We start from the raw sequence: 26,196 nt of genomic DNA on the forward strand, positions 1-26,196 counted from the left end.
CAAGAAACAAACAAGACAGTCAAATCATAACCACATGAAAAAATTGAAAAAATGAAATAGCTGTACCATATACTAAAAATTCATAACATCGACACAGAGACTCATATTAAGCCCCATCAAAAAAGCCGGCAAGATTCAAATAAATCTTACCGGTTCTATAACAAAAGATACAAAAAAACATACATGAACATTCAACGATACTTCATCAACAACCATCAATAACCTAACCGCTCCGTTGCTGCTCGCACTCTGCTGGACGTTCGCTGTCGAGAGCGATATTGCTCGATATTTATTGGTGTAACCAAATCAACATCAATCCTGGCATCAGTTGCAACTCCATTCGCCGAGTTTTTTATTATATAACCCAACTGCCCTCTTCCGAGCAAAGGAGTAATATTAAGACCTGAAATCCCTCCTGCATTTTTAATTTCATTGTTAGCCAAGTTAGCCAGATTGGTTAAGTTGCTATGAAAAACAGTTGCACCATTAACCAGCACACTCATTGTAAGACCAATTGAATAGTTACCTCCAAGTGAAACAAAACCACCTCGTTGCTGGTCCAGTACGCTTTCCGATAAGGCAGGTACGTTATCAAATAAAACGTCATAACTTTTCGAAAAGGCCATAGCATGAACAAAAAACAGTGAAACTATCAGCCATTTCATCATTGTCACCTCTATCAGTAATCATACTCGGATGGCAACATCAGATCTGTCAGGTGTGGCAAGCGCTGCATCAATGCCATACGAGATGGCGCGTCGGGGGCTGAATGCTCCCAGTCTTTCACTTTATTAAAACCAGCTTTTGCCAGGTCGACCTTATCCCTTACAAAAAGAAATATACCATTACTGCTTTTGTCAAAATCATCAGCACTCATGATATGCAATCCTAATGCGGGATCGCCTACCAGCACCTTGTCATCCATCACTCCTTTAACTATCACAAAGTGGTTGTACCCACTGTAGTTAACCAAGGCGATTGCCGGCATTCCCAGCTCTACAATATCGTCCCTCCCCAACTCGAAACCATCTGCTTTTAACCCCCTCCTCGCCAGGAAGTTTTTCATATCCAGCATGGAGAATCCCTGTTCTTCAATTTTCTTCTTGTCTCCGAATTTGAACATCTCTTCGAAAACTTTAGCTTCTGTCATTGGCATATTGTAATGATGGCTCAACAAGGACGCCAAGGCCGCCGAACCACAGCTGAAATCATATTTCTGCTTCACCACCTCCCCAAATTTCATTTCGGAAAAGCTCTGCACCGGCACCCTCAAGCGAGACCCTCCAGCTCCAGGAAAGTTCAATGCAAAACTGACTGCCGGAAAAAATACCACCATCCAAAGTAGTTTTTTCATATCACTTTACCGACACTATATTAACATTTGAACTCATATTGGTAATATTTGAATTACCTGACACCAGGTTAATCATAATAATCCCACGAGCATTATTAAAAGCTCCAGGGTTTATACTGTTTTTACCTGTTATCAAGTTACTCATATTACTATCACCAATGGTACCATCTTGCTGACTATCATTAGTCTGAACCAGACTGGACATACCCCGGCTTCTTTCAAGCAAGGTGTCATTTGCACTCTCAAGCATATCCAAGCCTTGACCAGCAAAAAGAGAGCAGCTAAAAAAAGCAGATAAATAAATCAACTTTTTCATATTCCCTCCAGATAAATAGCCGGCCCTGCATGAGCCGGCAACAAGGCTTAAAGTCAGAAATTGGTGGCATTAATATTCACACTATTCTGAACGCTAACATTCATACCAGAAACCGCGGTCTGAGTACCGATACCATGAAATGCTGCTGAATTACCAACGGTGTTATCACCAGTTCTCACTTTCATGCTGGATGAGGCCACAGCAAAAGCTTTACCGCCATCGGCTGAATTGCTAGCCAAGTCGGCTTCGCTACTAGGGTGTCCATAGCCATAACGACGCTTCTTCATACCTTGTCGACCGGAAGTCAAATCCGGATTAGCTTTTGCATCGGCATCTGCTGAGGCATCATTTTTTTTCTGATCCCAGTTGAAGTCGAAATTACCCAGTTCTGCTTTCTGCTTGGACTCTATTGCCTGCCCAACGGCGTAGATGTCTATATCTCCTACACTCAAGCGTAAACTGTCCCCCCGAGTGTAACTGTCACCACCACCTCGGCGACCTCTTTTTTTACCTTTCCAATCACCAGAGTGATCATGCTCATGATCATAATCATGCTCATGTTCGACAACCTTCTGCCTATGGCCGTTTCCAGTAGTGTGGCCTTGGTCACTGCCATTGGCTACTGCACCAAATGAAGCACCGACAGACAGGGCAACCAGTATTGCCAAGGTTTTCTTTTGCATAGACATAATAAAATCCCTCTTCTTTTTACCGTCTAATTATTTTACCGGCCATACATCTCTGACATATCAACTCATTCACTTCTTGTTGGTATATCACTATGGGTGTTCTGGTCGGGTTCAGGGTTTCTTCTCAACCCTGACTTAAAGATTAGCCGAGTAAAAAAAACGGGATGTATCAAAGGTAATGTTCGATACATCACTTTGTTATATACAAACCACAAGTAATAATAAACAACGAGAAACTTGTATCATATTTAATACGGCGCACCATGAAAGCACACCATATTCTGATGAATCGAGCAATAAAATGACCTTTACAACATGAGAAAGCCACTGATAATAAACAAGTTTGTCAGGATGCTGCTCCCTTCGCCATGTCAAAGGGAATCAAATGATGCTAACTGTATTATAGATATACAATTGAAGCTGTCTTTATTAAAAAATGAAGGGAACTTTTTTGTACTTTCATTTCCAGACCGAAGACAACATGAAAAAAGGGCCAATTGGCCCTTTCTTATTTTATTTCATCCTGCTTCATTGTTGCTTGTTCATCCCACTCTGCGGATGCTTTCCCGATCGATATCAAGGGTTGATGACCGGCCCAGCGACCGCATGTCGTATCCGGTGGGGGCCTGATGCGCCCGCAGGCCGAATTCCTGCAGCACCGCAAACACGTGATCGAAGATATCGCCCTGAATACCTTCGTATTCCACCCAGCTGGTGGTGGTGGTAAATGCATATATTTCCATCGGTATGCCGTTGGGAGTGGACTCGAGCTGACGGGCCAGCAAGGTCATCTGTTGATGGATTTGCGGATGACTCTTCAGAAAGGTGTTCAGGTAGACACGAAAGGTACCCAGGTTGGTCAGCCGCCGGCCGTTGACCTGTGACGACAGGTCCAGCTGCTGCTCACTGTTATAGCGATTCACTTCCTCTACCTTCTGCTCCAGATACGGCGCCAGCAGCCTGGCCCGCTGCAGGCGAGCCACATCCTCTTCATCCAGAAAGCGCACGCTGCTGCTGTCGATCATCAGGCTGCGCTTGATGCGTCGTCCGCCCGACTCGCTCATGCCCCGCCAGTTTATAAAGGAGTCGGAAATAAGCGCGTAGGTGGGAATGGTGGTAATGGTCTTGTCCCAGTTTTGCACCTTGACCGTGGTTAGCCCTATGTCGATCACGGCACCGTTGGCACGATATTTGGGCATATCCAACCAATCACCCACGGTCAGCATGTTATTGGCCGACAGCTGAATACCCGCCACCAACCCCAATATGGGATCTTTGAATACCAGCATCAGTATCGCCGTCATAGCACCCAGGCCACTAAGCAACAGCAGCGGCGACTTGCCAATCAGCGTAGCGATAATCAGCAGGCCGATAAAGATACTGGCAATCAGCTTGATGCTCTGAAAGATGCCTCTCAAGGGAAAATTCTGCATGGCGGGCTTTTGCCGAAAGATATCCAGCAGGGCATCGAGTAGCGCAAACAACGACAGCAGGCCATAGAGCAGGGCCCACAGGTGCGCCGTCGTCTGAATAACGGGCAGCGCCAGGGCATCGCCGTCGAGCCAGAGCCCGGCCTGAATATGGATGATGATTCCCTGCAGGGTCTGCGCCAGCCGGTTGAACAGCTTGCGTTCAAAAAATGCCTTGCGCCAGACCTGTCGATTACCTTGTGCCCGACTGCCTACCCACGAGATCACCACCCGGTGCAGGACGAAGTGGATTGTCGCCGAGATGATGATGATGAGCAGCAAGACGGCTGCGGTATAGGCCAGGCCCGCGTATTGTGGAATATGAGTATTCAGCCAGGGCATGATCAGCCCCTTTAGGTCTTTTACCTCGTCCATCATGGTGTTCCGTTCAGTAACAGTCAGGCCGACATGCTAAAGACTATTACCACCACTATCAAACCCTGGCTTTGGGCCCGTAAAGATAGGGGCCTCCGGCTTTCAGGGCGCGCAGATAAGCCGGCCGGGCCTGCAGAGCAGAAACATAGGCACGAAGCCGGGGGTAGCTGTCGGCCAGCTCACTCCTGTGCATGGCGGCCTCCAGCGGAAAGCTCATCTGGATGTCGGCTGCGCCGAAGCGCTTGCCGGCAAACCAGTCATGGCAGGACAGGTGGTCGGCCACAAAATTCAGGTGGGTCTGTATTTGCTTATGCAGAAAGACCTTGTCTACCCCCGCCACTATTCTGTTGACGATAGGCCGGATAAAAAACGGCACCGGCGCCTGCTGCACCTTGTCGAACACATGGCGTATCAGCAGCGGTGGCATCAAGGAACCTTCCGCATAATGCAGCCAGTACACATAATCCCACCAGGCCGGGCTGTTATTGGCCGGCAGCAGCGTGTCCCGGCCATAGGTCTGCGCCAGATAGTCGATGATGGCGCCGGACTCCGCCAGGGTCATGCCGCCATCGGTCAGCACAGGCGCCTTGCCCAGCGGATGTATTCGCTTCAGGCTGTCGGGCGCCAGCTGGGTGTCGGTATCGCGCCGGTAATGCTTTATTTCATACTCCAGCCCCAGCTCTTCCAACAGCCAGAGGATGCGCTGGGAACGGGAATTATTCAGATGATGCAGCTGTATCACGCCATGTCTCCCTTGACGATGCCCATTCTCACGGGCCTGAAGAATGAGATAACAAAACACCAACATAGCGGCTGTCATCTGCTTTATCTATGCCACAGACAGGCTCCCATCCCCCGGTACCACTATTTCAGGATGATGTCATGAGTCCCGAGCAATTAAGACTTATGTCGAATATAACAATTCCATAACAAGTCATATCATGGACTCCGCAATGACACCATTGAGATGGTTACCATCAAGGAGACTCCCGTGTCACAACCCAACAACCAGAGTTATCGCGATCAGCGCAAGCCCCGGCGCGACTTCGACAGCCGTGCCGCCTATCTGGAGCATGAGCTGTCGATCATGTCGCCCAAACGCTGGCGGCTGAACCTGCCGTTCAGGGATTACAGTTTCGAGCTGGAAGACCTGGTGCCCGCCCTCGCCGCCACCATCGGCAAGATAGTCATGGTCGCCGCCGTGGTCGCCGCCTTTGCGGGGCCATTGGGGCTGTCCGATGCCTTCGTGGTGGAAAACGTCCGCTTCGAAATGCTGATCGCCGCCGTGCTGTTCGTGATCCTGTTCTCGGGACTTATCAACCCTACCGCCAACCTGGCCGGTACCCACGGCCCCATGATCCCGCTGATCCCGCTGATTGTCGCCTCCGGCGGCCACCCGCTGGCACTGGGTTTGCTGGTCGGGCTGTTCGGCCTGCTGCTCAGTGTCAGCAAGGGCGGCAGCAAGCTGATGGCGCTGACCAGCGACGGGGTGCGCGGCGGCCTGCTGATTTATCTGGGCGCCGTGGGCCTGTTCAGCCAGATCAAGGCACTCACCGCCTGGGCCAATGGCCTGGACATGGGCTATGTCGCCTTCGCGGTGATCCTGAGCACCATCATCATGTATGCCCTGCTGGCCCGGCTGGAGATGCGCTGGTTGTCTATTCCGCTCGGCTCCGGCATCGCCTTCGTGATTGCCATCGCCCTGGGCGCGCCTTTCGAGTTTGTTACCGAACCCGGCATGCCACACCTTTCTCCTTCCTACTGGTGGGGTGAAAACACCGGCTGGCAGATGGGCTGGCCCGAGTTGCATCATTTCATCAGCGTGGCCCCCTTCGCCGTGCTGGCGGTGGCCATGTGGTCGCCCGACTTCATGGGTCACAGAGTGTTCCAGGAGCTGAACTACCCGAAAAAAGCCACCAAGGTGCTGATGAACGTGGACGACACCATGGGCATCGCCTCGGTCCGTCAGGCGGTAGGCAGCGTACTGGGTGGTGGTAACCTGGCGTCTTCCTGGGGTACCTACATGATCCCCGCCGCCATCGCCAAGCGCCCCATTCCCGCCGGCGCCATACTGACCGGCATCATGTGCATTATTGCCGCGCTCTGGGGCTACCCCATGGATCTGGCGGTCTGGGCACCGGTACTGCGGGTGGCGCTGATCGTGGGAGTATTCATGCCGCTGCTGGAAGCGGGCATGCAGATGACCCGCAACACCACCAGCAGCCAGTCTGCCGGCATAGTGGTATTCGCCTCCGCCTTCGTCAATCCGGTGTTCGGCTGGTCCATGACCATGCTGCTCGACAACCTGGGCTTGATTGGCGACAAGGAGCGCGGCAAGACACTGCGCCGGACGGACCGTTGGGTGATCCCCGGTGTCACCTTTGTCATCCTGCTGGCCATCATGGCCGCCGTGGGCATGCTGCCGGGCATACCGGCACTGATCACCGCCGAATAACGGTTACACCAAACCAGATAAAAAGCCGGAGCCATGCTCCGGCTTTTTTGTTGCCTTTTCTGCTACACCGAGTTGTCCGCAGGAGTACCAACAGGCGATGCCGGAGCATCAAGGAGGACAAAGGGATCTGCTCCACCGACCATCACATGACAAGGATGTGCTTGAGCGGGTCGGCGGAGCAGGCCCTTTGTCCGGGATTGGTATGACAGCTGATTACACGGCAAATTCCGGTGCCAGCCGGCTCAGACCCAGGCCCTGGCTCTTGCTCAGCTTGATCTGCACCGGCACCCGCTCTTTCAGTGCTTCTATATGGCTGATCACCCCGATCATCTTGCCGCTGGCATTGAGCGCGTCCAGCGCGTCCAGTGCCACCTCAAGGGTCTCTGCATCCAGGGTGCCGAAGCCTTCGTCCAGAAACAGCGAGTCGATGCGGGTCTTGCTGCTGACCAGATCCGACAGCGCCAGCGCCAGTGCCAGGCTGACCAGGAAGCTTTCGCCGCCGGACAGGGTCTGGGTATCACGCGCCACGTCCGCCTGCCAGGTGTCGATCACCAATAGCTCCAGCTCGCCGCCGGTTTTGCGCGCCAGCCGGTAGCGACCATGCAAGCGCACCAGGCGCTGATTGGCCAGCTGCACCAGATGTTCCAGCGTCAGCCCCTGGGCGAAGCGCCGATACTTGGCGCCGTCGGCCGAACCGATCAGGTGGTTCAACTGCTCCCAAAGCTGCAGCTGTTGTCGCTGCGCCGCTATATCGGCAAACAACGCCTGCTGGCGCTGCCGCCGCTCGGCGTCGGCTTCCAGGCTGGCCCGCTGGCCGCCGATACGCTGCTGAATACGGTTGAGTTCGGCTTGTAATTGCTGCATCTGCTCCCGTAAGGCTGCCTGAGCTGCGGGGGCGGTCTCACCCAGTTGTTCGCTAGCCGTCTGCTGCTGCCGCTGTGCCTGTTCGAGCAAGGTATTCGCTTTATGTAATGCCTGCTCCAACTGTTGCTGCAGCTGTGCTAACTGTTCTTGCTCGGTGTCACTCAACAGAGCGGCTAAAAAATCTGCATCATCGGCGAAGGGGCTCGCAGCCAGAGCCTGAAGCCAGGCTTGTTGCCGGGTTTCAAGCTCCACGGCCTGCTCCGCGGCTTGCTGTTGCATCGCCTGTAGCCGAGCCGTTTTTTGCTGTAATTGTTCTGTCAGTGTTTGCCACTGATCTGCAAGCTGAGCCAGGGCGGCACTTGGGTCCGCGACTACGCTCAATACTACAAAATCGGCAAGCGAAAACCTCTGCCAGCGTGCCTGCCACCGGGCTTGTTCGGCTTCGGCCTGCTGTTGCTGGCCCGTCAGTTGCTGCTGCTCACCCAGCAATTGTTGCATGCGGGCCTGTTGCTGCTGCCACTGCTGCCATGCCTGTTCACGCTCCGCCAGCCAGGTTTGCCAGTTTGACGGGGCCGACCAATTCAGCGCCTGCAGCGAGGCGATCAGCGCCGCCTCTTGTTGCTGCAATAATTGCTGTTGCTGATTAATCTGGTGCTGCTGCTGCTCGACCCGTTCGGTAAGCGACTGCTGCTGCTGCACCTGCAAGCTGTGTTGATGTTGCACCTGAGTCAGGGTCTGCTCGGCTTGCTGGCGTTGCTGTTGCGCCTGCAGCACCTGCTCTTGCTGTTGCTCTATGTCCGAGAGTTGCTGCTCGAGGGTTTGTAAATGCAGCTGACGCTGAGCAATTTCTTGCTGCTGCGCTTCCAGATTTTCAGCATCGATCGCAAGCTGTGCCAGCCAGGTTTGTATCTGCTCAGTGAGCGCCTTGATGTCTTGTGTCAGTTGTTGTAACTGGTGATCGGCTTGCTGAACCTCGGCCTGCTGTCTGGCAAACGTCTGGTTAAGTTGCTGTCCTTGCTGTTCAAGCTCGGCTCGTTGTTGCTGCTTGTCAGCCAGACTAAGCGCCGTGGCATCATCCAGTGCCTGATAGGCCGCAATGGAGGGGTGGGTTTCACTGCCACAGAGCGGACAGGCTTCGTCTGGCTGTAATCTGGCCCTGTGTTGTTCCAATGCGCGAATGCGTTGTTCTTGCTCCAGCAGTTTTTCTTTATCGCGGATCTGCTCTTGCAGCACCTTATAGTCGGCCCGCGACTGCTTCAGCTGCTGATCCAACTGCGTCAGTTCTGGTTGTTGTGCCGTTAGCTGCTGCTGCAATGTCTGGTGCGCCGTTTGCAGTTTTGCCAGCTGCGGCCAACTGTACAACAGCTGGCTCCACACCGGTTGCTCTTGTCTGAGGCCTTGCACCTGTTGGCGCCAGTTGACCAGTGACTGCCCCGCCAGCGCTTGTTCCAGTCGCTGTTGCTGTTGCACTTCGGCGGCGCTGGCCTGTTCCAGCTGGCGCCGAGCCGCATCTGCTTGCTGTTGCGACTGCTGTTGCTGGTGAGCAAGAGTAGTCACTTGTGTCTGCAGCTTGATCAGATCCTGGATCACATGTTCGAGTGTGTTCTGTTCTTTCTCCCGCCCGCGAATTTGCTCACGCCAACCTGCCAGATATTCACCCAGGCGCTCGGCGACCGGATTACCGGCCATGTTGTGCTGAAGCTGTGTCTGTTCTTCGCTCAGTCGCTGTTGTGCCTGGTGTAACTGCTTCATCTGCTGCTCGCTCAGCTGCACCCCTTGCCAGCAAGCATGGTGGCTCTGTTCGGTCAGCTGCTGTTGCTCGCGCTGTAACTGGCTGAGCTGCTGGTTCAGCTGCTGCTGTCGGGTTTGGTGCTGTTCGCGTTGCGCCCAGGACGACTGTAAACGACTGGCAGGCAGGGCCAGCGCCAATCGGGTACGTTGCGGCTCGTCGGCCTGCCAGGCTCGCTCGGCCGCTTGCAGCTGTTGCTGGGCTTCCGCCGTTTGCGCTGTGGCCTGCTGATAGGCCGCAATCTGCGACAAGCTCGTTTGTGCCTGCAGCAAAGCAGCGCTTTTTTGCTTCAGCTCCACGTCGGCGGCGTCGATCTCGGCCTGGTATTGCCGGCGCTGCTCGTCACTCAGCAGTTCCATGCCCTGAGCCCGGGCTTCCAGCTGACCCAGAGCACCTTTCTGCTCCCGGGTCTGTTCGAACACCCGCTTCGAGATCTGGGCGTAGATATCGGTGCCGGTCAGCTCTTCCAGCAGTTCGGCCCGCTCGTTGGCGTCCGCGTGCAAGAAGGCGGCAAAGCCACCCTGGGCCAGCAGCATGGACTTGGTAAAACGGCCAAAGTCCAGGCCGCTCAGTTGCTCGGTCAGATTCAGCTTGTCGTTGATTTTGGTGGTGATAATGGTGCCGTCGAGCCGGGCCAGTTCCACCTTGGGGGCCTGCAGCTTGCCGTCGACCTTGTCCCGGGAGCGACGCTGGCTCCAGAAGGCGCGATAGCCTTCGCCCTTGATCTCGAACTCCACCTCCGCCAGACAGTCGGCGGTATGGCGGGTCATCAGCTCGTTGCCGCTGGCGGAGATGTTCTTCATGCGCGGCGTCTGGTGGTAGAGCGCCAGACAGATGGCATCGAGCAGTGTGGTCTTGCCGGCGCCGGTGGGGCCCGTGATGGCGAAGAGGCCGCTGTCCCGAAACGGCGACTGGGTAAAGTCGATTTTCCACTCCCCTTTCAGGGAATTCAGGTTTTTCAGACGCAGGCTGAGGATCTTCATGCTTCTTCCTCCATCTGCACCAGTAGTTGCCGATACAGCTCGCTCAGCGCCTGTTGCCGCTCGGCCTCCAGCGGCTCCGGTGCCAGCCGTCGCTCGAATACTTCGACCGGTGTCAGCTCGCTCAGGGTCACGCCCTGCTCGGCGGTCAGTCCGTTACCGTTCTGGGCCCGTTGCCGGCGGACCAATAATATTTCCAGCGGCAAGCCTTCGGCCAACTGCTCCACACGAGGTTGCAGGTCACTCAGGTAATCATCCTCAGACACGGTCACTTCCAGCCACACGGGGACCTCATGGTCGGCGGCCACCGCCTTCATCGCTACCGCCAGCTCCTCCAGATTGCCGCCGACTCGCGCCAGGGTCTGAAAGGTCGGCACCGGCAGCGGCGTCACCGTTTGCAGCCCTTCTCCGCTTACCTCGACCAGCAGCACCTCTTTCTGCTGCCCTACCTCATCGAAACTCAGCGGTATGGGCGAGCCGCAGTAACGGATATGTTCATGGCCGCCCACTTTCTGCGGTCTATGGATGTGGCCCAGGGCAATATAGTCGGCCGGGGGAAAGGCGCTGGCGGGGAAGGCGTCCAGGGTGCCGATATAAATCTCCCGCACCGAGTCGCTGCTGCTGGCACCGACCGTGGTCAGATGGCCGGTGGCGATGATGGGTAATGGCAACCCCAGCTGCTGCCGTTGCTGCTCGGCCCGCTCGAACAGCTGTTGGTAATGATCGGCAATGGCCTGTTGCAAGGCCTGTTGCTTGTCGGCGGCGCTTTGCCCGGCCTCGCTGGCCATGACCTCGCGCGCCCGGATGAAGGGCACGGCACACAATACCGCGCCCGGCTGACCGTCGCGGTCTGACAGCACCAGCACCTGATGATCCGCATCGTCCAGCATGCCCGGTATCACCTGTACATTCAGGCACCCCAGTAAGCGGCGAGACTCGTTCAGCATGGCGACCGAGTCGTGATTGCCGCCCAGAATCACCAGTTGGGCGCCGGTTTGCTGCAGTTCGACGATAAAGCCGTTATAAAGCTCGCGAGCATAGCTGGGCGGGGTGCCGGTATCGAACACGTCGCCCGCCACCAACACCGCCGCCACCTCATGCTCCTTTACCTGCTCGACCAGCCAGCGCAGAAAGGCCTTGTGTTCATCGAGGCGGGTTTTACCCATGAAATGCTGGCCCAGATGCCAGTCGGAGGTGTGCAGTATGCGCATGGTGACTCTTGTTGGTGACGGCAGAGACCGCTATTAAACCCGCTAAGCCGATGGCTGGCAAATCTCCCTTGGCGGCGAAGTAAAACTTGCTAGACTGGGCCTTTCCCGCTGATTTGTAGTGATACATGTCCTTTTCATACGATTATCTCGCCCTGGCGGCGGCGGCCTGCTGGGCCGTGGCCAGCCTGCTGTCGGCCAATGCGGCCCGTCATCTGGGCGCCTTTGCCTTTTCCCGCTGGCGCATGTTCTGTGTCAGCCTGATGCTGTGGTCGGTCGCCTTGCTGACCGGCGGCTGGAGCAGCCTGAGCAGTCACGGCCTGAGTATCATGGCCATTTCCGGCCTGATCGGCATTTTCATCGGCGATACCGCGCTTTTTGCCGCCATGAACCGACTCGGCCCCCGCCGGGCCGGGGTGCTGTTTGCCACCCATTCGCTGTTTTCCGCCCTGCTGGCCTACCTGGTGTTCGGTGAGGTGATCGCCGGCTGGACCCTGGTCGGTTGCTTCCTGCTGGTGGGGGGTGTGATGACCGCCATTTTCATGGGCAAACGCAGCAATGAAACCCACGCCTGGGAGCAGGACAATGGCAGCCCCTGGCCGGGTATCGCACTGGGACTGGTGTCGGCCCTGTGTCAGTCGGTGGCAACCCTGATGGTGAAGCCGGTGATGATGAGCGAGATAGACCCGCTAGATCCGGTATCGGCCTCGGCGGTGCGCATGAGTGCCGCCTTTCTGGCTCACCTGGCGCTGCTGTGGTGTGGACTATCGGTCGCCAAACCCTTGCGCCACATCAACTGGTCAATCTTCGGCATGGTGGCAATGAACGCTTTTCTGGCGATGGGCGTCGGCATGACACTGATCTTGCTGGCTCTGCGCCATGGTGAGGTGGGAATGGTGGCCATGCTGAGTTCGGTGAGCCCTGTGCTGGTGCTGCCCTTGCTGTGGTTGATCATGAAGCGCCGCCCGGCCAATGGAGCCTGGCTGGGGGCGCTGGCAACCGTGATAGGCACCCTGCTGATAGTGGCGCGTCACTAAAAAGCCGACGCCATGTTTTACAGCATGTGCCTTAAAGCGGTAACCCTTCCTTGTCGAGAACCTGGCGCACCGCCGGATCTGCTTTCATGTCCTGAAAGTGACGGGCAACATTAGGATAGGCATTGAGTCCGTCAGGCAACACTCGCGAGGCCCAGAAGGTAAACACGAAGGCGCAGGCGTCCACTATGCTGAGATGGTCATCCATATACCAGTTGCGACTGGCCAGATGATGGTCCATCCGCTGCAGCAGGGGTGCTGCCTGTGCAGGCACCGCCGCCTTGATGGCATCCAGCGCCGCTCCACTCGTATCAGTGGTGTATTTACGGGCGGTAAAGTGAGGTGCCAGGGCCCGATAAACATCGGTGTTGAAAAAGCTCAGCCAGTAATCACACTGATATTGCAGCACAGGATCGGTACCCGGCCCCAGATGCTCGCCTTCGGGTAAACGCGACAGATAACGCAAGATGGCGCTGTTCTGATACAGGGCCCCCATCTCTTCGGTAAACAGCACCGGCACCGCAGCCAGATAATTAATATTGAGAAACTCGGGATCCCGGGTATCCGCCAATTCCAGCTCATAGGGTATGTCCAGCCAGGACAGCACGATATGCGGAGCGAGTGAACAAGCACCTGGCCTGTAATATAACTTCATTCAATAACCTCCTTGGTGGCCCTCAGGCCGCTCGGTCAGTCTGTATTTTTGGTATTTAGCCGGCCCGAGCCTCCGGCTTATGTCTCGATTAATTATCAGCAAGAAAACGACAATGCGCGATATTCCTGCCCATACTTTGCCACCGGATAGTCATAAAGTTGAAGTAGGCCTCAGTCTTCCACCTTCAGCAGCATTTTCTTTAACAAAACGGCAAGCTGCTGCTGCTCATCACTCGACAGGGCGCCGGCCAGTTCGGCCTCGGCAGCCAGATGATGCCTGACCGCCTCTTCCACCACCCTGAAACCTTCTTCGGTGAGCGTCACAATGACACCGCGCCGATCATGATCCGCCTGAGCCCGGCTGACCAGACCACGGCTTTCCAGCCGATTGATACGGTTGGTCAGGGCACCGGAAGAAATCAGCACCATGCTCTGTAACTGATTGGGAGATAGCTGGAAAGACGGCGGATGACGACGCAAGGCCGCTAACACGTCGAATTCGCCCACATTCAGCCCGTAATGAGCCAGGTCCTGCAACACACGGCGGGTAATGAAATATTCAAGACGCACGATGCGGCCGATAACCTCGGTACTGTCAAAGTCCAGATCGGGGCGAACACGCTGCCAGAGGGTAATGATGCGGTCGATTTGATCCATCACCTGATCGCCGGTGCCGGAAGAGGTATTCTGCGTGTGGTTATCATTCATTATTATCGGATGCTCCGTTCTGCTCGCAGCCATTTTCATATCAAGAGATATTGATAATAACATAAAGAATTCCGTCGCTGCGCGGCTGTCATGCATCCCAGGTCGCAGCAAACTCGGTTTTTTCAGTCCGCCCCGCTTTTAACCCGACCGTTTAATGACCGCCACACTTGGGGTATACTCCGCGGGTTTAACGAAATTCAATGGAAATAAATAAGCCAACTGGGAGAATAAAAAGGTGAGCCTGTTAAGAAACCTGTTGCTTGCCGGCGTTGCCGCTGCCTCTTTGAGTGGTATGGCCTACGCCGCCAATGATATGTCGCCTGAAGCCGTTGCCGAGCGTACCAAGCCGGTCGGCAGCGTCTACACCGCCGCCGATCTGGAAGGCATTGTCGACACCGCTGCCGCCGGAAGCAGCAGCGAACCCGCCGAACCGCGTAGCGGTGATGCTGTGTTCACCGCCGCCTGTTCCGCCTGTCACGCTACCGGCGCTGCCGGCGCGCCCATCAAGGGTGATGCTGCCGCCTGGGAATCCCGTATCGCCAAGGGTCGCGATACTCTGCTGAACCACGCGCTGAATGGCTTCAACGCCATGCCACCTCGCGGTGCCTGTGGCAACTGCTCGGATGAAGAAATTGCCAACGCCGTTGATTACATGATCGACGCCATCTGAGTAAAACGGCGGCTCTGAGCCGTTTTTGATAAAAAGCCGCAGAAATGCGGCTTTTTTGTTGCCTGCGCCGTATCCTCAACGACGATTGTTTGACTTATACCAATCCCAGTAATGATCTGGTCATATTGAGGCCCCCAGACCAGAGGCAACACAGCCGCCTCCCTCGACACGCCATAAACCCATCCGTGGGGGCTCGGAAATGCCATCTGACCGCCAGGGACGGCGGGAATGCCGGAACGGCAGGAGCATTTTTCGGCCCTGGCATTTCACGGTCGTGGGAGCCGTTCTCTGTTGCCTCTTCTGGAACTCCGAGTTGCCTGCAGACGGCACCAACAGGCAACGCAGGAGCATCAAGGAGGGCAAAGGGATCTGCTCCACCGACCATCACATGACAGGGCCAACAAAAGCTCCTGCAATGTTGGCACTCCCGCCGTCCATGGCGGTCGGACGTCATGTGCTGAGCGTCACAAGGAGGTGCTTGAGCGAGTCGGTGGAACGGGCCCTTTGTCCGGGATTGGCATGACAGTCAAACAGATCGAGTGTTTAATGTAATTGGTATTACCGCTGACAGCTTATGGATTACCGCTTTATTTCTTGCCGAACATGGCTCGCAGGTTGGCGATGCTGGCCTGGCCTTTTTCCATCCGTTCACCTTCGCTCGGCGGCTTGCGATTGTGTTCCCAGTCCAGATCCTGCTGCGGCAGCTCCAGCAGGAAACGGCTGGGCTCTGGACGGATCTGCTCGCCAAACTGGCGTCGCTCCCGGCACAGGGTAAAGGTCAGCGCCTGCTGGGCCCGGGTAATACCCACATAGGCTAGCCGACGCTCTTCCTCTATGTTGTCTTCATCGATGCTGCTCTGGTGCGGCAACAACCCTTCTTCCATGCCCACCATGAACACATAGGGATACTCCAGGCCCTTGGAGGAATGCAGCGTCATCAGCTGCACCTGTTCGCCGTCGTCCTCGTCTTCGCCGCGCTCCATCATGTCGCGCAAGGTCAGCCGGGTCACCACCTGGGGCAGGGTCATGGCATCGTCCAGATCCGAGCCTTCCAGCATCTGACTCACCCACTTGAACAGGGTGGACACGTTCTGCATGCGCATCTCGGCAGCTCTGGGGCTGGGTGAGCTTTCGTAGAGCCATTCTTCGTAGTTGATGTCCTTGATCATGTCGCGCACCGCCTCGACCGCGTTGCCGCGCGCCGCCTCGTCGCCCCGGCGCACCAGCCAGTCGCTGAAGGCGCGTATCGACACCAGACCACGGCCGGTCAAAGTCTGCTCCAGCCCCAGTTCCGCGCTTGCGGCAAACAGGCTCTTGCCCCTGTTGTTGGCGTAGGTACCCAGCTTTTCCAGACTGGTGGGGCCGATTTCCCGCCGTGGTGTATTCACCACCCGCAGGAAGGCGTTATCGTCGTCCGGATTCACCAGCAGCCGCAGGTAGGCCATGATGTCCTTGATTTCGGCCCGGGAGAAAAACGAGGTGCCGCCGCTGATCTTGTAGGGGATGCGGTTGGTCATCAGCGTTTTTTCCAGCATCCGCGACTGATGATTGCCCCGGTAGAGGATGGCGTATTCGCCGAATTTGCTGCCGTTCATGAATTTGTGGCCCATGATCTCGGCCACCACCCGCTCGGCCTCGTGCTCTTCGTTCTTGGCGAACAAGACCCTTACCGGCGCCGCATACTCCATCTCCGAGAACAGCTGCTTCTCGAACACGTGGGGATTGTTGGCGATCAGGATATTGGCGCACTGCAATATCTGTCCGCGGGAACGATAGTTCTGCTCCAGCTTGATCACCTTGAGACTGGGGTAGTCTTCTTGCAACAGCACCAGATTCTGGGGCCGGGCTCCCCGCCAGGAATAGATGGACTGATCGTCGTCACCCACCACGGTAAAGCGAGCGCGCTCGCCGGCAATCAGCTTGACCAGTTCGTACTGGCTGGTGTTGGTATCCTGATATTCGTCCACCAGCAGGTAGCGGATCTTGTTCTGCCAGAAGGCGCGCACTTCGCTGTTGGTCTTGAGCAACAGGGTCGGCATCAGGATCAAATCGTCGAAGTCCAGCGCGTTGTAGGCCTTCATCTGCCGCTGATAGCGCTCGTAGCACTGGGCGTACAAGACCGTTTCCGGATCGCTGGCCAACCGCGCCGCCCGCGCCGGCAGCACCAGATCGTTCTTCCAGTTGGAGATGGTGCTGATCAAACGGGAGATCTTTTCCTTGTCGCCTTCCAGCTCCTTCTCGGTCAGATCCTTGATCAGCGCCAGCTGATCCTGATCGTCGAACAGCGAAAAGCCGGCCTTCAGGCCCAGGGTCTTGTGTTCGCGGCGGATGATATCCAGCCCCAGAGTATGGAAGGTAGACACCATCAGTCCCCGGGCCTCGCCCTTGCCCAGAGTCTGGGCTACCCGTTCCTTCATCTCCCGCGCCGCCTTGTTGGTAAAGGTGACGGCGGCAATGTGGCGCGCCTTGTAGTCGCACTGGCGCACTAGATAGGCGATTTTATTGGTGATCACCCGGGTCTTGCCGCTGCCGGCGCCGGCCAGCACCAGGCAGGGGCCGGCTATGTAGCGTACGGCGTCGTCTTGGGCTGGATTGAGTTTCATGGCATTTCCGACAGCTGAACAGGGGTGCTTATTCTACCGGCTGCAGCCAAAGGGTTAAAGGACGGGGATTAGGGTCTGGGGATTAGCAGATCGCACTTTGTTTGGTTTTGATTATCCAATCCCCAATCCCTGATCCCCGCTTAAAGGCATCTTGTCATCGCTCCGGCTTTGGCTCATGATCCCGGTCAGCGCTCATTCACCAGACAGGCACATGGCTCCGGACATCCTCACCCTCAGACGCGACTTCCCCACTCTGGCCCAAATCGTCAACGGTCATCCACTGGTGTACCTGGATAACGCCGCCACCACCCAGAAGCCCCAGGCCGTGCTGGATGCCCTCAATCACTATTATCGTGATACCAACGCCAATGTGCATCGCGCCTCCCATGCCCTGAGCGGGCAGGCAACCCAAGCCTTCGAACAGGCCCGCATCAAGCTGCAGCGCTTTATCAATGCACCGGCTCCCGAGCAGGTTATCTGGACCCGCGGCACCACAGAGGCCATCAACCTGGTGGCTTTCAGCTTTGGTATGCATAACCTCAAGGCCGGCGATGAAATCCTGCTCTCCACCCTGGAGCATCACGCCAATATCGTGCCCTGGCAGCAGGTGGCCGCGGCCACCGGCGCCAGGATCCGGGTGATCCCGCTGATGCCCACCGGCGATCTGGACATGAAAGCCGCAGCGCAGCTGATCAACAGCCGCACCCGTTTGCTGGCCATCGGTCAGGTATCCAACGCCCTGGGTGTGATCAATCCGGTGAAGCAGCTGATCGCCATGGCCAAGAGTGTGGGCGCCGTGACCCTGGTGGACGGTGCCCAGGCCATGGGCCACCTGCCGGTGGATGTACAGGAGCTGGGCTGTGACTTTTACGCCTTTTCCGGCCACAAGATGTATGGCCCCACCGGTATCGGCGGCCTCTATGGTAAAAAAGAGCTGCTCGAGCAGATGCCACCCTGGCAGACCGGCGGCGAAATGGTGAGTCACGTCAGCTTCGAGCAGACCCGCTTCAACCGCCTGCCGTTCAAGTTTGAAGCCGGCACCCCCAACATTGCCGGCGCCATCGCCTTCGGGGCCGCCGTCGATTATCTGTCCGGCCTCAATCGCACCCTTCTGGCCCAGCATGAAGACAGCCTGCTGGACGCCCTGGTCACCGGCCTGGAGGCCATTCCCGGCGTACGTATAATAGGCAGGCCCGGTGTCCGGGTCGGCGCGGTTTCTTTTGTGATGGACGAGGTGCACCCCCAGGATCTGGCCACCCTGCTGGACATGCAGGGCATAGCACTGCGCACCGGCCACCACTGTGCCATGCCGCTGATGCAGGCTCTCGGGCTGGAACAGGGCACCATTCGTGCCTCTGTTGCCTTTTATAACACCCACGAGGAAATCGCGGCCCTGCTGGCCGGCATTCACAAAGCCCGGGAGTTTTTCTGATGCATCCATTCGGCGACACCATTACCGACACCGACATTCGCGCCCTGTTTAATGGGGCCCACGGCTGGGAAGCCAGATACAAGACACTTATCAAGCTGGCCAAACAACTGCCGCCCCTGGCAGACGAGCACAAGGTCGAGGACAACGCCATCCATGGCTGCGAAAGCCAGGCCTGGCTGGTGAGCGAGCTGAATGAAAAAGGTGTCTGGCAGTTTCACTGCGACTCGGATGCCCGCATCGTCAAGGGGCTGATGACGGTGGTGCTGGCCGCGCTCAGCAACAAGACCGCCGAGCAGATCCAGGCCTTCGATATGGAAGCCTATTTTTCCGAACTGCAACTGCTGCCACACCTGAGCCCCTCCCGGGGTAACGGCTTAAGAGCTGTGGTCACAGCCATTAAAACCAAAGCCGACAGCTGACTCGGCCGCAATGCGAAGCGTCGCAAACTCTTGTCGTTTGCTGTGTCATGCACCTCCGTCGGACAAAGCGCACTGCTTCTCCGGCACGCCGTGAGGACATGACACTCGATGTTTCAACCCGCTGCGAGCATTCACTGAATGTTCGGTCGGGCTGAAACTTCTCGTCACGGCGAGCAAGCTCGCCCCACGGGGCTCCGTCACGCCATCCTTGGCGCGAAGGGCGCTGCGAAACAGACACCCTTTGCCCTCCTTCTCAGACACTGAGCTGACTGTTGATATTCAACAAGAAACTCAGCCACTTCATGGAGCAGCAGCGGGGATTGCCGGAGCCGACCGTCACCATGCCATGGATGGCATGTGCCGAGCGTCCCATGGATGGGCTTGAAGCGAGTCGGCGGAGCGCAACCGCTCTGTTGCTCCACATTGCGTATGCTATCAGCTACTTCTAACTGTCAGCCTGAGTAGCAAGCTTTGAAAGTACCCGACTAACCATGAAGAAGCCGAAGGTGGCGGTGATATGGGTGATGGCGCCGAAACCGGAGGCGCAGTCCATCTTCATGATGCCGTCCGATTCCTTCTTGGTGCTGCAGATACCACCGGACCCGTCCGGGTAGCGGGGCTGTTCGGTGGAGAAGACGCAGTCCACGCCAAACTTGCGCTTGGGGTTCTTGCTGAAGTTGTGAAAACGACGAAGATCGCCCCGTACCTTGCCCGCCAGTGGATCTTGAATGGTCTTGCTGAGATCACGGATCATGATCTGGGTCGGATCCGTTTGTCCACCGGCGCCGCCGGCGGTGATCACCCGGATCTTGTTACGTTTGCAATAGGCGATCAACGCCACCTTGGCCTTGACCGAATCGATGGCATCCACCACATAATCGAAATTACCCTGCAGATAGTCGGCCAGGTTGTCCGGGCTGATAAAGTCGTCCACCACCGTCACCCGACAGTCGGGGTTGATCAAGGCGATCCGCTCGGCCATGGCCACGGTTTTTTCCTGACCAATCTGGTTGTTCAGCGCATGGATCTGACGGTTGGTGTTGGTGATGCAGATATCGTCCATGTCGATCAGGGTAATGGCGCCTATCCCGGAGCGAACCAGGGCTTCCGCCGCCCAGGATCCCACCCCGCCAATGCCGATCACACACACATGGGCCGCCGCAAACCGGGTCAGGGCATCGGCCCCGTACAGTCGGGCAATACCACCAAAACGCTCGTCAAAACTCATTGCTTACTCTCCTGATTGAGCGGGCATTATATCAGACTGACGGGGAACAGGGATTAGGGACTCGGGACTGGAACAAGCTCATACCAAACTGATTAAATAACTGATCTATTTGGTTACTCTGCAAAGGTCGGACAAAGGGCCAGCTCCGCCGACACGCCGTGAATACTTCCATGTAGGCTCAGCCGCACCATCCGTGGTGCGGATGGTCGGCTGAGCAGCTCCCTTTGTCCTCCTTGATGCCGCAGAGTCATCTGTTGGCACTGTCTGCAGGCAACTCGAAGCTCAGGAAGAGGCAACAGAGACGACCTCCCACGACCGTGAAATGCCAGGGATGGCATTTCCGAGCCCTCAGGGATGAGTTTATGGCGTGTCGTGGGAGGCGGCTGTGTTGCCTCTGAGTTTGGACTTAAGAAAGATCATATTTTTATTCAGATTGGTATCAATCCCCAGTCCCTAATCCCGAGTCCCGGCCATAAAAAAAGGAGGCTTGCGCCTCCCTGTCTTTGTAGCTCTGTTTATTTTTAGCTATCAACCGCCAACGGCGATGTTTTTCATGTCGGTCATGTAAGAACGCAGTGTCTTGCCGATGGTCTCAACCGGATGGTTACGGATGGCTTCGTTCACGTCGATCAGGCGACGGTTGTCAACGGAGTTGGACTCGACCTTGATGGTCTTGCCAATCACGTCGGTGCCAACCTTCGGCATGAACTTCTCGCGCAGCAGCGGCACGGCGGCGTGAGCGAACAGGTAGTTACCGTACTCGGCGGTATCGGAGATAACCACGTTCATTTCGTACAGACGCTTACGGGCAACGGTGTTGGCGATCAGCGGCAGCTCGTGCAGAGACTCGTAGTAAGCAGACTCGTCGATGATGCCAGAGGCAGTCATGGCTTCGAAGGCCAGCTCAACACCGGCTTTAACCATGGCAACCAGCAGGATGCCGTTGTCGAAGTATTCCTGCTCGTCGATCACTTCCTCGGAAGCCGGGTACTGCTCGAAGCTGGTCTCGGCAGTCTCTTCGCGCCAGGTCAGCAGGTCTTTGTCGTCATTGGCCCAGTCGGCCATCATGCCGGCAGAGAAGTGACCCTGGATGATGTCATCCATGTGCTTGTTGAACAGCGGACGCATCAGCTCTTTCAGCTCTTCGGCCATGTCGAATGCCTTGATTTTGGCCGGGTTGGACAGACGGTCCATCATATTGGTGATGCCGCCCTGCTTCAGGGCTTCGGTGATGGTTTCCCAACCGAACTGGATCAGCTTGCCTGCATAACCGGCGTCGATGCCGTCGGCAACCATCTTCTCGTGAGCAACGATGGCGCCAGCCTGCAGCATGCCACACAGAATGGTCTGCTCACCCATCAGGTCGGATTTCACTTCGGCTACGAAGGAAGATTCCAGAACACCGGCACGGTCGCCGCCGGTGGCAGAAGCCCAGGCCTTGGCGATAGCCAGACCTTCACCCTTGGGATCGTTCTCGGGGTGTACGGCGAGCAGAGTCGGTACGCCGAATCCACGCTTGTATTCTTCGCGAACTTCGGTGCCGGGGCACTTGGGCGCTACCATCACGACGGTGATGTCGCTGCGGATCTGCATGCCTTCTTCAACGATGTTGAAACCGTGGGAGTAACCGAGGGCGGCTCCGTCTTTCATCAGCGGCATAACGGCATTAACGGCAGAGGTGTGCTGCTTGTCCGGCGTCAGGTTCATGACCAGATCGGCGGTGGGGATCAGCTCTTCATAGGTACCTACCTTGAAGCCGTTCTCGGTGGCCTGCTGGAAAGACTTGCGCTTTTCGGCAATGGCTTCGGCACGCAGGGCATAGGCCACATCCAGACCGGAGTCACGCATGTTCAGACCCTGGTTCAGACCCTGGGCGCCACAACCGACGATAACCACCTTTTTTCCTTTCAGGTAGTTACAACCATCGGCAAATTCGGCGCGGTGCATGAAACGACACTTGCCGAGCTGTTCGAGCTGCTGACGCAGATTCAGGGTGTTGAAATAGTTAGTAGCCATGACCTTTTGCTCCAGTTAATCCGTTTAATTTGAATGCTTGCACCGTTTTTCCGGTGACGACTGAAACACTATACCCCAGGCTATTCATTGCTTAAAATGATATATTCGAAACAGAGTATTTCATTTTATGCAACGTCATTTACTGGAACGCCAATGGACTTCCGTCACCTGGAACTGTTTATACATTTAAGCCAGAGTCTGCACTTCGGTCACACCGCCGATGCCATGGCCGTGAGTCCCTCCACCCTCAGCCGGGCCATACAGCGGCTGGAGCAGGATACCGGCTGCGAGTTACTGGTAAGAGACAACCGCAGCGTGACCCTGACCCCGGCCGGGGCCCGACTGCAACAGTTTGCCCAGGGTTGGCTGGCGGACTGGCAACATCTGAAGCAGGAGCTGAAACACGGCGACGACAGCCTGCAGGGGCGATTGCGTGTATTCTGCTCGGTCACCGCCAGTTATTTTCTGCTGCCCGGCATACTGGAGCGTTTTCGCAGCCGCTATCCCCGGCTGGAAATCCGGCTCGAAACCGGCGACCCGGCGCTGGCTATCGACAAGATACTGGACGATGAAACCGAGCTGGCCATCGCCGCCCGCCCCGACGCCCTGCCGGCCAAGGTGCATTTCGTCAACCTGCAGACGGTACCCATGGTGTTTATTGCCCCCACATCGCCGGGCCCGGTCAGCGAGCTGCTGGAGCAACGCCCGCTGGACTGGCAGCGGCTGCCAGTGATCGTGTCGGAGCAGGGCGTGGCCCGCAAGCGGGCCAATCAATGGTTCAAGGCCAAGGGCATCAACCCCAATATCTACGCGGAGGTGGCCGGCAACGAGGCGATTATCGGCATGGTGGCGCTGGGTTTCGGCATCGGCGTGGTGCCCAGGGTGGTGATCGATCACAGCCCCATGGGCGACAAGGTGCGGGTGCTGTCGGCCAGCCCGGCGCTCAAGTCCATCGAGGTGGGAGTCTGCCTGCTGAAGAAACGGCTGGACGACCCGCTGATCCGCGCCTTTCAGCAGACTGCGCTGGAGCCTTCGTAGTACTGGCCTGTTATACCAATTCCATAACTATCGAATGGCCTCAGACCAGAGGCAATACAGCCGTCTCCCTCGACACGCCACTGGTAAATGGCACTCACCGTTGCAGCCTACTGCGAACATTCACTGGATGTTCGGTCAGGCTGCAACCGTTCGTCACGGCGAGACAAGCTCGCCCCTTGGGGGCTCGGAAATGCGATCTGACCGCCAGGGACGGCGGGAATGCCGGAACGGCAGGAGCATTTTTCGGCCCTGGCATTTCACGGTCGTGGGAGTCGATCTCTGTTGCCTCTTCTGGAACTCCGAGTTGCCTGTAGTCGATGCCAACAGGCAACTCCCTGGCATCAGGGAGGACAAAGGGATCTGCTCGGCCGACCATCTGACCACCATGGATGGTGGGAATGCCTGGATGGCAGGAGCATTTCCCGGCCGCGCTACGGATGGCACGGCTGCGCCTACAGGGAGGTATTTACGGCGAGTCGGCGGAGCGGGCCCTTTGTCCGGGATTGATATAACACTCAAACAGCTCGATTGTTTCATGGGTTTGAGGTAACCATCGAAGCCTCTGAAACTACTCCCAGCTTATCTGCGTACTCTGCAGCCGTTCCGGACAGATATAGTAGAGGAAACTGCCGCCGCTAACTCGAGTACCCCCCACGGGATTCAGCTCGATGTCCTGGCCGCTGGCCTGGCTGGAAATACCCAGCAGGGTGGCATTGTGCTCTTGCTTGAAAATACTCAGCAAGTCACCATAAACCAGCTCTTCCGCGCTTTGCGGTACCTGAATGCGATACAGGGTCGGCCCCAGCAAGGTGGAGAAAATCTGCTCCTGGATCAGGCTGGCACCCGGATCCTGCAGCGAACGCACCAGGATCTCCGCCTCCTTCGAGCTGGACACCTCCACGTTGGGGCAATGCAGCCGCAGCAGTTCCGCCTTGCTGGCTTCGGTAAACCAGGCGCACAGGTGCGCATCCGGAGCCGCCTTGGCGGACAGCGCCAGCGAGGTGGTCAGAGTCTGATCGTCGTCTTCCCCATCGACCAGTACACGGGTGGCGCTTGCCAGCCCCACCCGCGCCAGCTCGTCGGGATTAGTGAAAGAATGCAGACGAGCGAATTTGACCGCCGGTTTTTCAGGAAAGGGATGCTCCATGTCCTGAGTGACGCACAGCAGGATTTCCTGCGCATGACTGGCGCTGTCTGCCAGCAACAGATCGACGATGCGCTCGGTCTGGGCGCCGTTCCAGCCGAACAGCAGCGTATGGCCGGAACAATGTGAATAGTCTGCCTTGCCTGACATACCTCTCCTTACCCAGGCCACCAAAGTCTGGGTCAATTTACCGATAAAACTGCCGAACACCAACAGGCCGAAGGGGATCTGAAACAATGCCACCGCCCAGCGGCCCGCCTCGGTCACCGGCGAATAATCACCGAAACCGACGGTGCTGATGACCACGGCGTTGTAATAGAAAAACACCGACGGCTCCGTCAGCTCCTGCTCTCCCGCCAGAACAAGCAGCAGCCAGCTGCCACCGGCCTGTAACAGCAACAATACCAGCAGATTTTGCCAACTGAGACGACGGGTCAGACGATAGAGCAAACGTGTAAGCAGATGGAACATGTTTATCTCATTTGAAGCTTGGTCATCTAAAACTACGGCTTTCGTGCCAAAATGGAAAGTCCGACCTGACCGCCGCCGGCAATTAGGGGTAAAATGGCCCCATAGCCAAGGAGATAACCATGCTAGATCCGAAGAAACTGGAAGATATCGCCAAACAGATCCAAAACAGCCTCCCCAGCGGGCTGAAGAACATGGGTGAAGAAGCGGAAAAACGCATTCGTACCGTGTTGCAGGCCCAGTTGGGTAAACTCGATATGGTCACGCGGGAAGAGTTTGATGTGCAGACCAAGGTACTGCTGCGCACCCGGGAAAAACTGAACGAGATGGAAACCAAGCTGGCCCTGCTGGAGCGTCACCTAACCGACAATCAGGATGAACGAGGCTGAGTTCGCCGAGCAAATCCGTCAACGCTGCCTGCAGGCGGCGCTGGCCACTTATGAAGAAAGCGGCCTGCTGGGCCTGTGCCAGCAAGGCCGATTCGAACTGGCTATGGACGCCATCCGGGCGTTGAATCTGAGCCAACTGCCCGGCGAAAACCATGATCAGGAATAGGGAATATCAATCCCCTACTCCTGGCCGGGTTTAAATAAACTCGAAGGCGTCACCGAACAGGTGATCCGCCTCTACGCCCTTTTCCTTGAAGGCTTCCCGCGCCACGCCGGCCATCTCGAAGCGACCCGCCACATAGATGTCGTAGCCCGCCATGCTGGGGAAGTCTTCCATGATGACCTCATGCACCAGGCCGGTACGACCCTGCCAGTCATCGCCGTTCTGCACCACCGGCACATAGGTCAGCTCCTTGTGCTCGGCGGCCCAGGCCTTCATTTCCTGATCCGCATACAGGTGCTGCTCGAAGCGCACGCCCCAGTACAGGAACACCGGCTGGTGCAGACCATCCGCCAGCATCTGCTGCAAGATAGAGCGGGTGTAGGCAAAACCGGTACCACCGGCCATCAGGATCACCGGATGACGGGAGCCTGAACGCAGGTGGGCCTTGCCCGCCGGCAGCTGTACTTCAATCTGCCCCTGCTCCTGCATGCGCTTGAGCACCTGCATGGCATAGGTATTATCCGGACCGGCACCGATGTGCAGTTCCAGCACACCCTCTTCATTCGCGGTATTGGCGATAGAGAAGGGACGTTTGTCGTCCTCCGCCATCACCACCAGCAGATACTGGCCGGGGAGAAAATCCACGGACAATTCCGGCTTCAATCGCACATACCACAGGGTTTCGGCCATTTCTTCCAGGGCTTCAACACTACATGTTACTTTCTGCATGA

24 protein-coding genes are annotated in these 26,196 nt (G+C 56.7%); 8 read left to right on the forward strand and 16 right to left on the reverse strand.

Annotated features, from left to right (window positions below):
• Positions 1 to 215: 215 nt before the first annotated feature.
• The 6 genes from UN63_RS16930 to UN63_RS05755 form a co-directional block, all read right to left on the reverse strand.
• A complete protein-coding gene (locus tag UN63_RS16930; RefSeq protein ID WP_146084718.1) occupies positions 216 to 668 on the reverse strand; it encodes a hypothetical protein in 453 nt (150 codons plus the stop codon).
• Positions 669 to 679: 11 nt separating this feature from the next.
• Complete coding sequence (locus tag UN63_RS05740) at positions 680 to 1,354, reverse strand: C39 family peptidase (protein ID WP_104485820.1); 675 nt, start codon at positions 1,352 to 1,354, stop codon at positions 680 to 682.
• A gap of 1 nt (position 1,355) precedes the next feature.
• On the reverse strand, positions 1,356 to 1,670 hold the full coding sequence (locus tag UN63_RS05745; protein ID WP_104485821.1) for a hypothetical protein: 315 nt from the start codon (positions 1,668 to 1,670) through the stop codon (positions 1,356 to 1,358).
• 53 nt (positions 1,671 to 1,723) lie between these two features.
• Positions 1,724 to 2,359, reverse strand: coding sequence for a hypothetical protein (locus UN63_RS16935; RefSeq protein ID WP_146084719.1), 636 nt, complete (start codon positions 2,357 to 2,359; stop codon positions 1,724 to 1,726).
• Between the two features lie 542 nt (positions 2,360 to 2,901).
• Positions 2,902 to 4,203, reverse strand: a complete 1,302-nt coding sequence (locus tag UN63_RS05750; RefSeq protein ID WP_104485822.1) for a mechanosensitive ion channel family protein — start codon at positions 4,201 to 4,203, stop codon at positions 2,902 to 2,904.
• A 58-nt stretch (positions 4,204 to 4,261) separates the two neighbouring features.
• Positions 4,262 to 4,945, reverse strand: a complete 684-nt coding sequence (locus UN63_RS05755; protein WP_104485823.1) for a glutathione S-transferase — start codon at positions 4,943 to 4,945, stop codon at positions 4,262 to 4,264.
• 249 nt (positions 4,946 to 5,194) lie between these two features.
• Here UN63_RS05755 and UN63_RS05760 point away from each other — a divergent pair, with 249 nt between their 5' ends.
• Positions 5,195 to 6,658: a DUF3360 family protein gene (locus tag UN63_RS05760; RefSeq protein WP_104485824.1), complete on the forward strand. Its 1,464-nt coding sequence runs from the start codon at positions 5,195 to 5,197 to the stop codon at positions 6,656 to 6,658.
• 213 nt (positions 6,659 to 6,871) lie between these two features.
• Here the strand turns inward: UN63_RS05760 and UN63_RS05765 are convergent, their stop codons facing one another.
• Positions 6,872 to 10,294, reverse strand: coding sequence for an AAA family ATPase (locus tag UN63_RS05765; RefSeq protein WP_104485825.1), 3,423 nt, complete (start codon positions 10,292 to 10,294; stop codon positions 6,872 to 6,874).
• Complete coding sequence (sbcD, locus tag UN63_RS05770; RefSeq protein ID WP_104485826.1) at positions 10,291 to 11,502, reverse strand: exonuclease subunit SbcD; 1,212 nt, start codon at positions 11,500 to 11,502, stop codon at positions 10,291 to 10,293. Before sbcD ends, UN63_RS05765 begins: the two co-directional genes overlap by 4 nt.
• A gap of 125 nt (positions 11,503 to 11,627) precedes the next feature.
• On the opposite strand from sbcD, the gene UN63_RS05775 reads away from it, so the two are divergent.
• Positions 11,628 to 12,536: a DMT family transporter gene (locus tag UN63_RS05775; RefSeq protein ID WP_104485827.1), complete on the forward strand. Its 909-nt coding sequence runs from the start codon at positions 11,628 to 11,630 to the stop codon at positions 12,534 to 12,536.
• A gap of 31 nt (positions 12,537 to 12,567) precedes the next feature.
• On the opposite strand, the gene UN63_RS05780 is transcribed toward UN63_RS05775, so the two are convergent.
• Together UN63_RS05780 and UN63_RS05785 are read right to left on the reverse strand one after the other, a co-directional pair.
• Positions 12,568 to 13,188 carry a glutathione S-transferase family protein gene (locus UN63_RS05780; protein WP_104485828.1) on the reverse strand — a complete coding sequence of 207 codons (621 nt, stop codon included), beginning with the start codon at positions 13,186 to 13,188 and terminating at the stop codon, positions 12,568 to 12,570.
• A gap of 170 nt (positions 13,189 to 13,358) precedes the next feature.
• The gene (locus tag UN63_RS05785) at positions 13,359 to 13,895 is read right to left on the reverse strand and encodes a MarR family winged helix-turn-helix transcriptional regulator (RefSeq protein WP_219821075.1); all 537 of its coding nucleotides are present in this window, start codon (positions 13,893 to 13,895) and stop codon (positions 13,359 to 13,361) included.
• Between the two features lie 292 nt (positions 13,896 to 14,187).
• On the opposite strand from UN63_RS05785, the gene UN63_RS05790 reads away from it, so the two are divergent.
• Positions 14,188 to 14,565: a c-type cytochrome gene (locus tag UN63_RS05790; RefSeq protein ID WP_373294574.1), complete on the forward strand. Its 378-nt coding sequence runs from the start codon at positions 14,188 to 14,190 to the stop codon at positions 14,563 to 14,565.
• Here the strand turns inward: UN63_RS05790 and UN63_RS17050 are convergent.
• Together UN63_RS17050 and rep are read right to left on the reverse strand one after the other, a co-directional pair.
• Positions 14,544 to 14,717, reverse strand: coding sequence for a hypothetical protein (locus UN63_RS17050; protein ID WP_181068188.1), 174 nt, complete (start codon positions 14,715 to 14,717; stop codon positions 14,544 to 14,546). The genes UN63_RS05790 and UN63_RS17050 overlap by 22 nt on opposite strands.
• 435 nt (positions 14,718 to 15,152) lie before the next feature.
• A complete protein-coding gene (rep, locus tag UN63_RS05795) occupies positions 15,153 to 17,168 on the reverse strand; it encodes a DNA helicase Rep (RefSeq protein ID WP_104485830.1) in 2,016 nt (671 codons plus the stop codon).
• A 211-nt stretch (positions 17,169 to 17,379) separates the two neighbouring features.
• Between rep and UN63_RS05800 the strand changes: the two genes are divergently transcribed.
• A complete protein-coding gene (locus UN63_RS05800; RefSeq protein WP_104485831.1) occupies positions 17,380 to 18,600 on the forward strand; it encodes an aminotransferase class V-fold PLP-dependent enzyme in 1,221 nt (406 codons plus the stop codon).
• The gene (csdE, locus tag UN63_RS05805) at positions 18,600 to 19,019 is read left to right on the forward strand and encodes a cysteine desulfurase sulfur acceptor subunit CsdE (protein ID WP_104485832.1); all 420 of its coding nucleotides are present in this window, start codon (positions 18,600 to 18,602) and stop codon (positions 19,017 to 19,019) included. The genes UN63_RS05800 and csdE overlap by 1 nt, the downstream gene beginning before the upstream one ends.
• A gap of 445 nt (positions 19,020 to 19,464) precedes the next feature.
• On the opposite strand, the gene tcdA is transcribed toward csdE, so the two are convergent.
• The gene (tcdA, locus tag UN63_RS05810; protein WP_104485833.1) at positions 19,465 to 20,247 is read right to left on the reverse strand and encodes a tRNA cyclic N6-threonylcarbamoyladenosine(37) synthase TcdA; all 783 of its coding nucleotides are present in this window, start codon (positions 20,245 to 20,247) and stop codon (positions 19,465 to 19,467) included.
• Between the two features lie 528 nt (positions 20,248 to 20,775).
• Positions 20,776 to 22,263 carry a ketol-acid reductoisomerase gene (ilvC, locus tag UN63_RS05815; RefSeq protein WP_104485834.1) on the reverse strand — a complete coding sequence of 496 codons (1,488 nt, stop codon included), beginning with the start codon at positions 22,261 to 22,263 and terminating at the stop codon, positions 20,776 to 20,778.
• A gap of 153 nt (positions 22,264 to 22,416) precedes the next feature.
• Here ilvC and ilvY point away from each other — a divergent pair, with 153 nt between their 5' ends.
• Entirely contained in the window at positions 22,417 to 23,301 is an 885-nt protein-coding gene (ilvY, locus tag UN63_RS05820) for an HTH-type transcriptional activator IlvY (RefSeq protein ID WP_104485835.1), read from the forward strand.
• Positions 23,302 to 23,869: 568 nt separating this feature from the next.
• Here ilvY and UN63_RS05830 read toward each other — a convergent pair.
• Positions 23,870 to 24,916, reverse strand: coding sequence for a potassium channel family protein (locus tag UN63_RS05830; protein WP_104485837.1), 1,047 nt, complete (start codon positions 24,914 to 24,916; stop codon positions 23,870 to 23,872).
• 119 nt (positions 24,917 to 25,035) lie between these two features.
• Between UN63_RS05830 and ubiK the strand changes: the two genes are divergently transcribed.
• Entirely contained in the window at positions 25,036 to 25,302 is a 267-nt protein-coding gene (gene ubiK / locus UN63_RS05835; RefSeq protein WP_104485838.1) for a ubiquinone biosynthesis accessory factor UbiK, read from the forward strand.
• Complete coding sequence (locus UN63_RS05840) at positions 25,289 to 25,468, forward strand: acetyltransferase (protein WP_104485839.1); 180 nt, start codon at positions 25,289 to 25,291, stop codon at positions 25,466 to 25,468. The genes ubiK and UN63_RS05840 overlap by 14 nt, the downstream gene beginning before the upstream one ends.
• Before the next feature lie 30 nt (positions 25,469 to 25,498).
• Here the strand turns inward: UN63_RS05840 and fre are convergent, their stop codons facing one another.
• The gene (gene fre, locus UN63_RS05845) at positions 25,499 to 26,194 is read right to left on the reverse strand and encodes an NAD(P)H-flavin reductase (RefSeq protein WP_104485840.1); all 696 of its coding nucleotides are present in this window, start codon (positions 26,192 to 26,194) and stop codon (positions 25,499 to 25,501) included.
• Positions 26,195 to 26,196: the final 2 nt, after the last annotated feature.

Source organism: Oceanisphaera arctica, from assembly GCF_002936955.1.
Taxonomy (GTDB): domain Bacteria; phylum Pseudomonadota; class Gammaproteobacteria; order Enterobacterales; family Aeromonadaceae; genus Oceanimonas; species Oceanimonas arctica.

Coding starts and splice junctions, on each gene's coding strand:
- UN63_RS05740 (WP_104485820.1), bottom strand. CDS start 1,354: ATGAAAAAACTACTTTGGATGGTGGTATTTTTTCCGGCAGTCAGTTTT.
- UN63_RS05830 (WP_104485837.1), bottom strand. CDS start 24,916: ATGTTCCATCTGCTTACACGTTTGCTCTATCGTCTGACCCGTCGTCTC.
- UN63_RS05780 (WP_104485828.1), bottom strand. CDS start 13,188: ATGAAGTTATATTACAGGCCAGGTGCTTGTTCACTCGCTCCGCATATC.
- ilvC (WP_104485834.1), bottom strand. CDS start 22,263: ATGGCTACTAACTATTTCAACACCCTGAATCTGCGTCAGCAGCTCGAA.
- UN63_RS05750 (WP_104485822.1), bottom strand. CDS start 4,203: ATGGACGAGGTAAAAGACCTAAAGGGGCTGATCATGCCCTGGCTGAAT.
- tcdA (WP_104485833.1), bottom strand. CDS start 20,247: ATGAGTTTTGACGAGCGTTTTGGTGGTATTGCCCGACTGTACGGGGCC.
- UN63_RS05840 (WP_104485839.1), top strand. CDS start 25,289: ATGAACGAGGCTGAGTTCGCCGAGCAAATCCGTCAACGCTGCCTGCAG.
- rep (WP_104485830.1), bottom strand. CDS start 17,168: ATGAAACTCAATCCAGCCCAAGACGACGCCGTACGCTACATAGCCGGC.
- ubiK (WP_104485838.1), top strand. CDS start 25,036: ATGCTAGATCCGAAGAAACTGGAAGATATCGCCAAACAGATCCAAAAC.
- ilvY (WP_104485835.1), top strand. CDS start 22,417: ATGGACTTCCGTCACCTGGAACTGTTTATACATTTAAGCCAGAGTCTG.
- csdE (WP_104485832.1), top strand. CDS start 18,600: ATGCATCCATTCGGCGACACCATTACCGACACCGACATTCGCGCCCTG.
- UN63_RS05765 (WP_104485825.1), bottom strand. CDS start 10,294: ATGAAGATCCTCAGCCTGCGTCTGAAAAACCTGAATTCCCTGAAAGGG.
- sbcD (WP_104485826.1), bottom strand. CDS start 11,502: ATGCGCATACTGCACACCTCCGACTGGCATCTGGGCCAGCATTTCATG.
- UN63_RS16935 (WP_146084719.1), bottom strand. CDS start 2,359: ATGTCTATGCAAAAGAAAACCTTGGCAATACTGGTTGCCCTGTCTGTC.
- UN63_RS05745 (WP_104485821.1), bottom strand. CDS start 1,670: ATGAAAAAGTTGATTTATTTATCTGCTTTTTTTAGCTGCTCTCTTTTT.
- UN63_RS05785 (WP_219821075.1), bottom strand. CDS start 13,895: ATGAATGATAACCACACGCAGAATACCTCTTCCGGCACCGGCGATCAG.
- UN63_RS05790 (WP_373294574.1), top strand. CDS start 14,188: ATGGCCTACGCCGCCAATGATATGTCGCCTGAAGCCGTTGCCGAGCGT.
- fre (WP_104485840.1), bottom strand. CDS start 26,194: ATGCAGAAAGTAACATGTAGTGTTGAAGCCCTGGAAGAAATGGCCGAA.
- UN63_RS05800 (WP_104485831.1), top strand. CDS start 17,380: ATGGCTCCGGACATCCTCACCCTCAGACGCGACTTCCCCACTCTGGCC.
- UN63_RS16930 (WP_146084718.1), bottom strand. CDS start 668: ATGATGAAATGGCTGATAGTTTCACTGTTTTTTGTTCATGCTATGGCC.
- UN63_RS05775 (WP_104485827.1), top strand. CDS start 11,628: ATGTCCTTTTCATACGATTATCTCGCCCTGGCGGCGGCGGCCTGCTGG.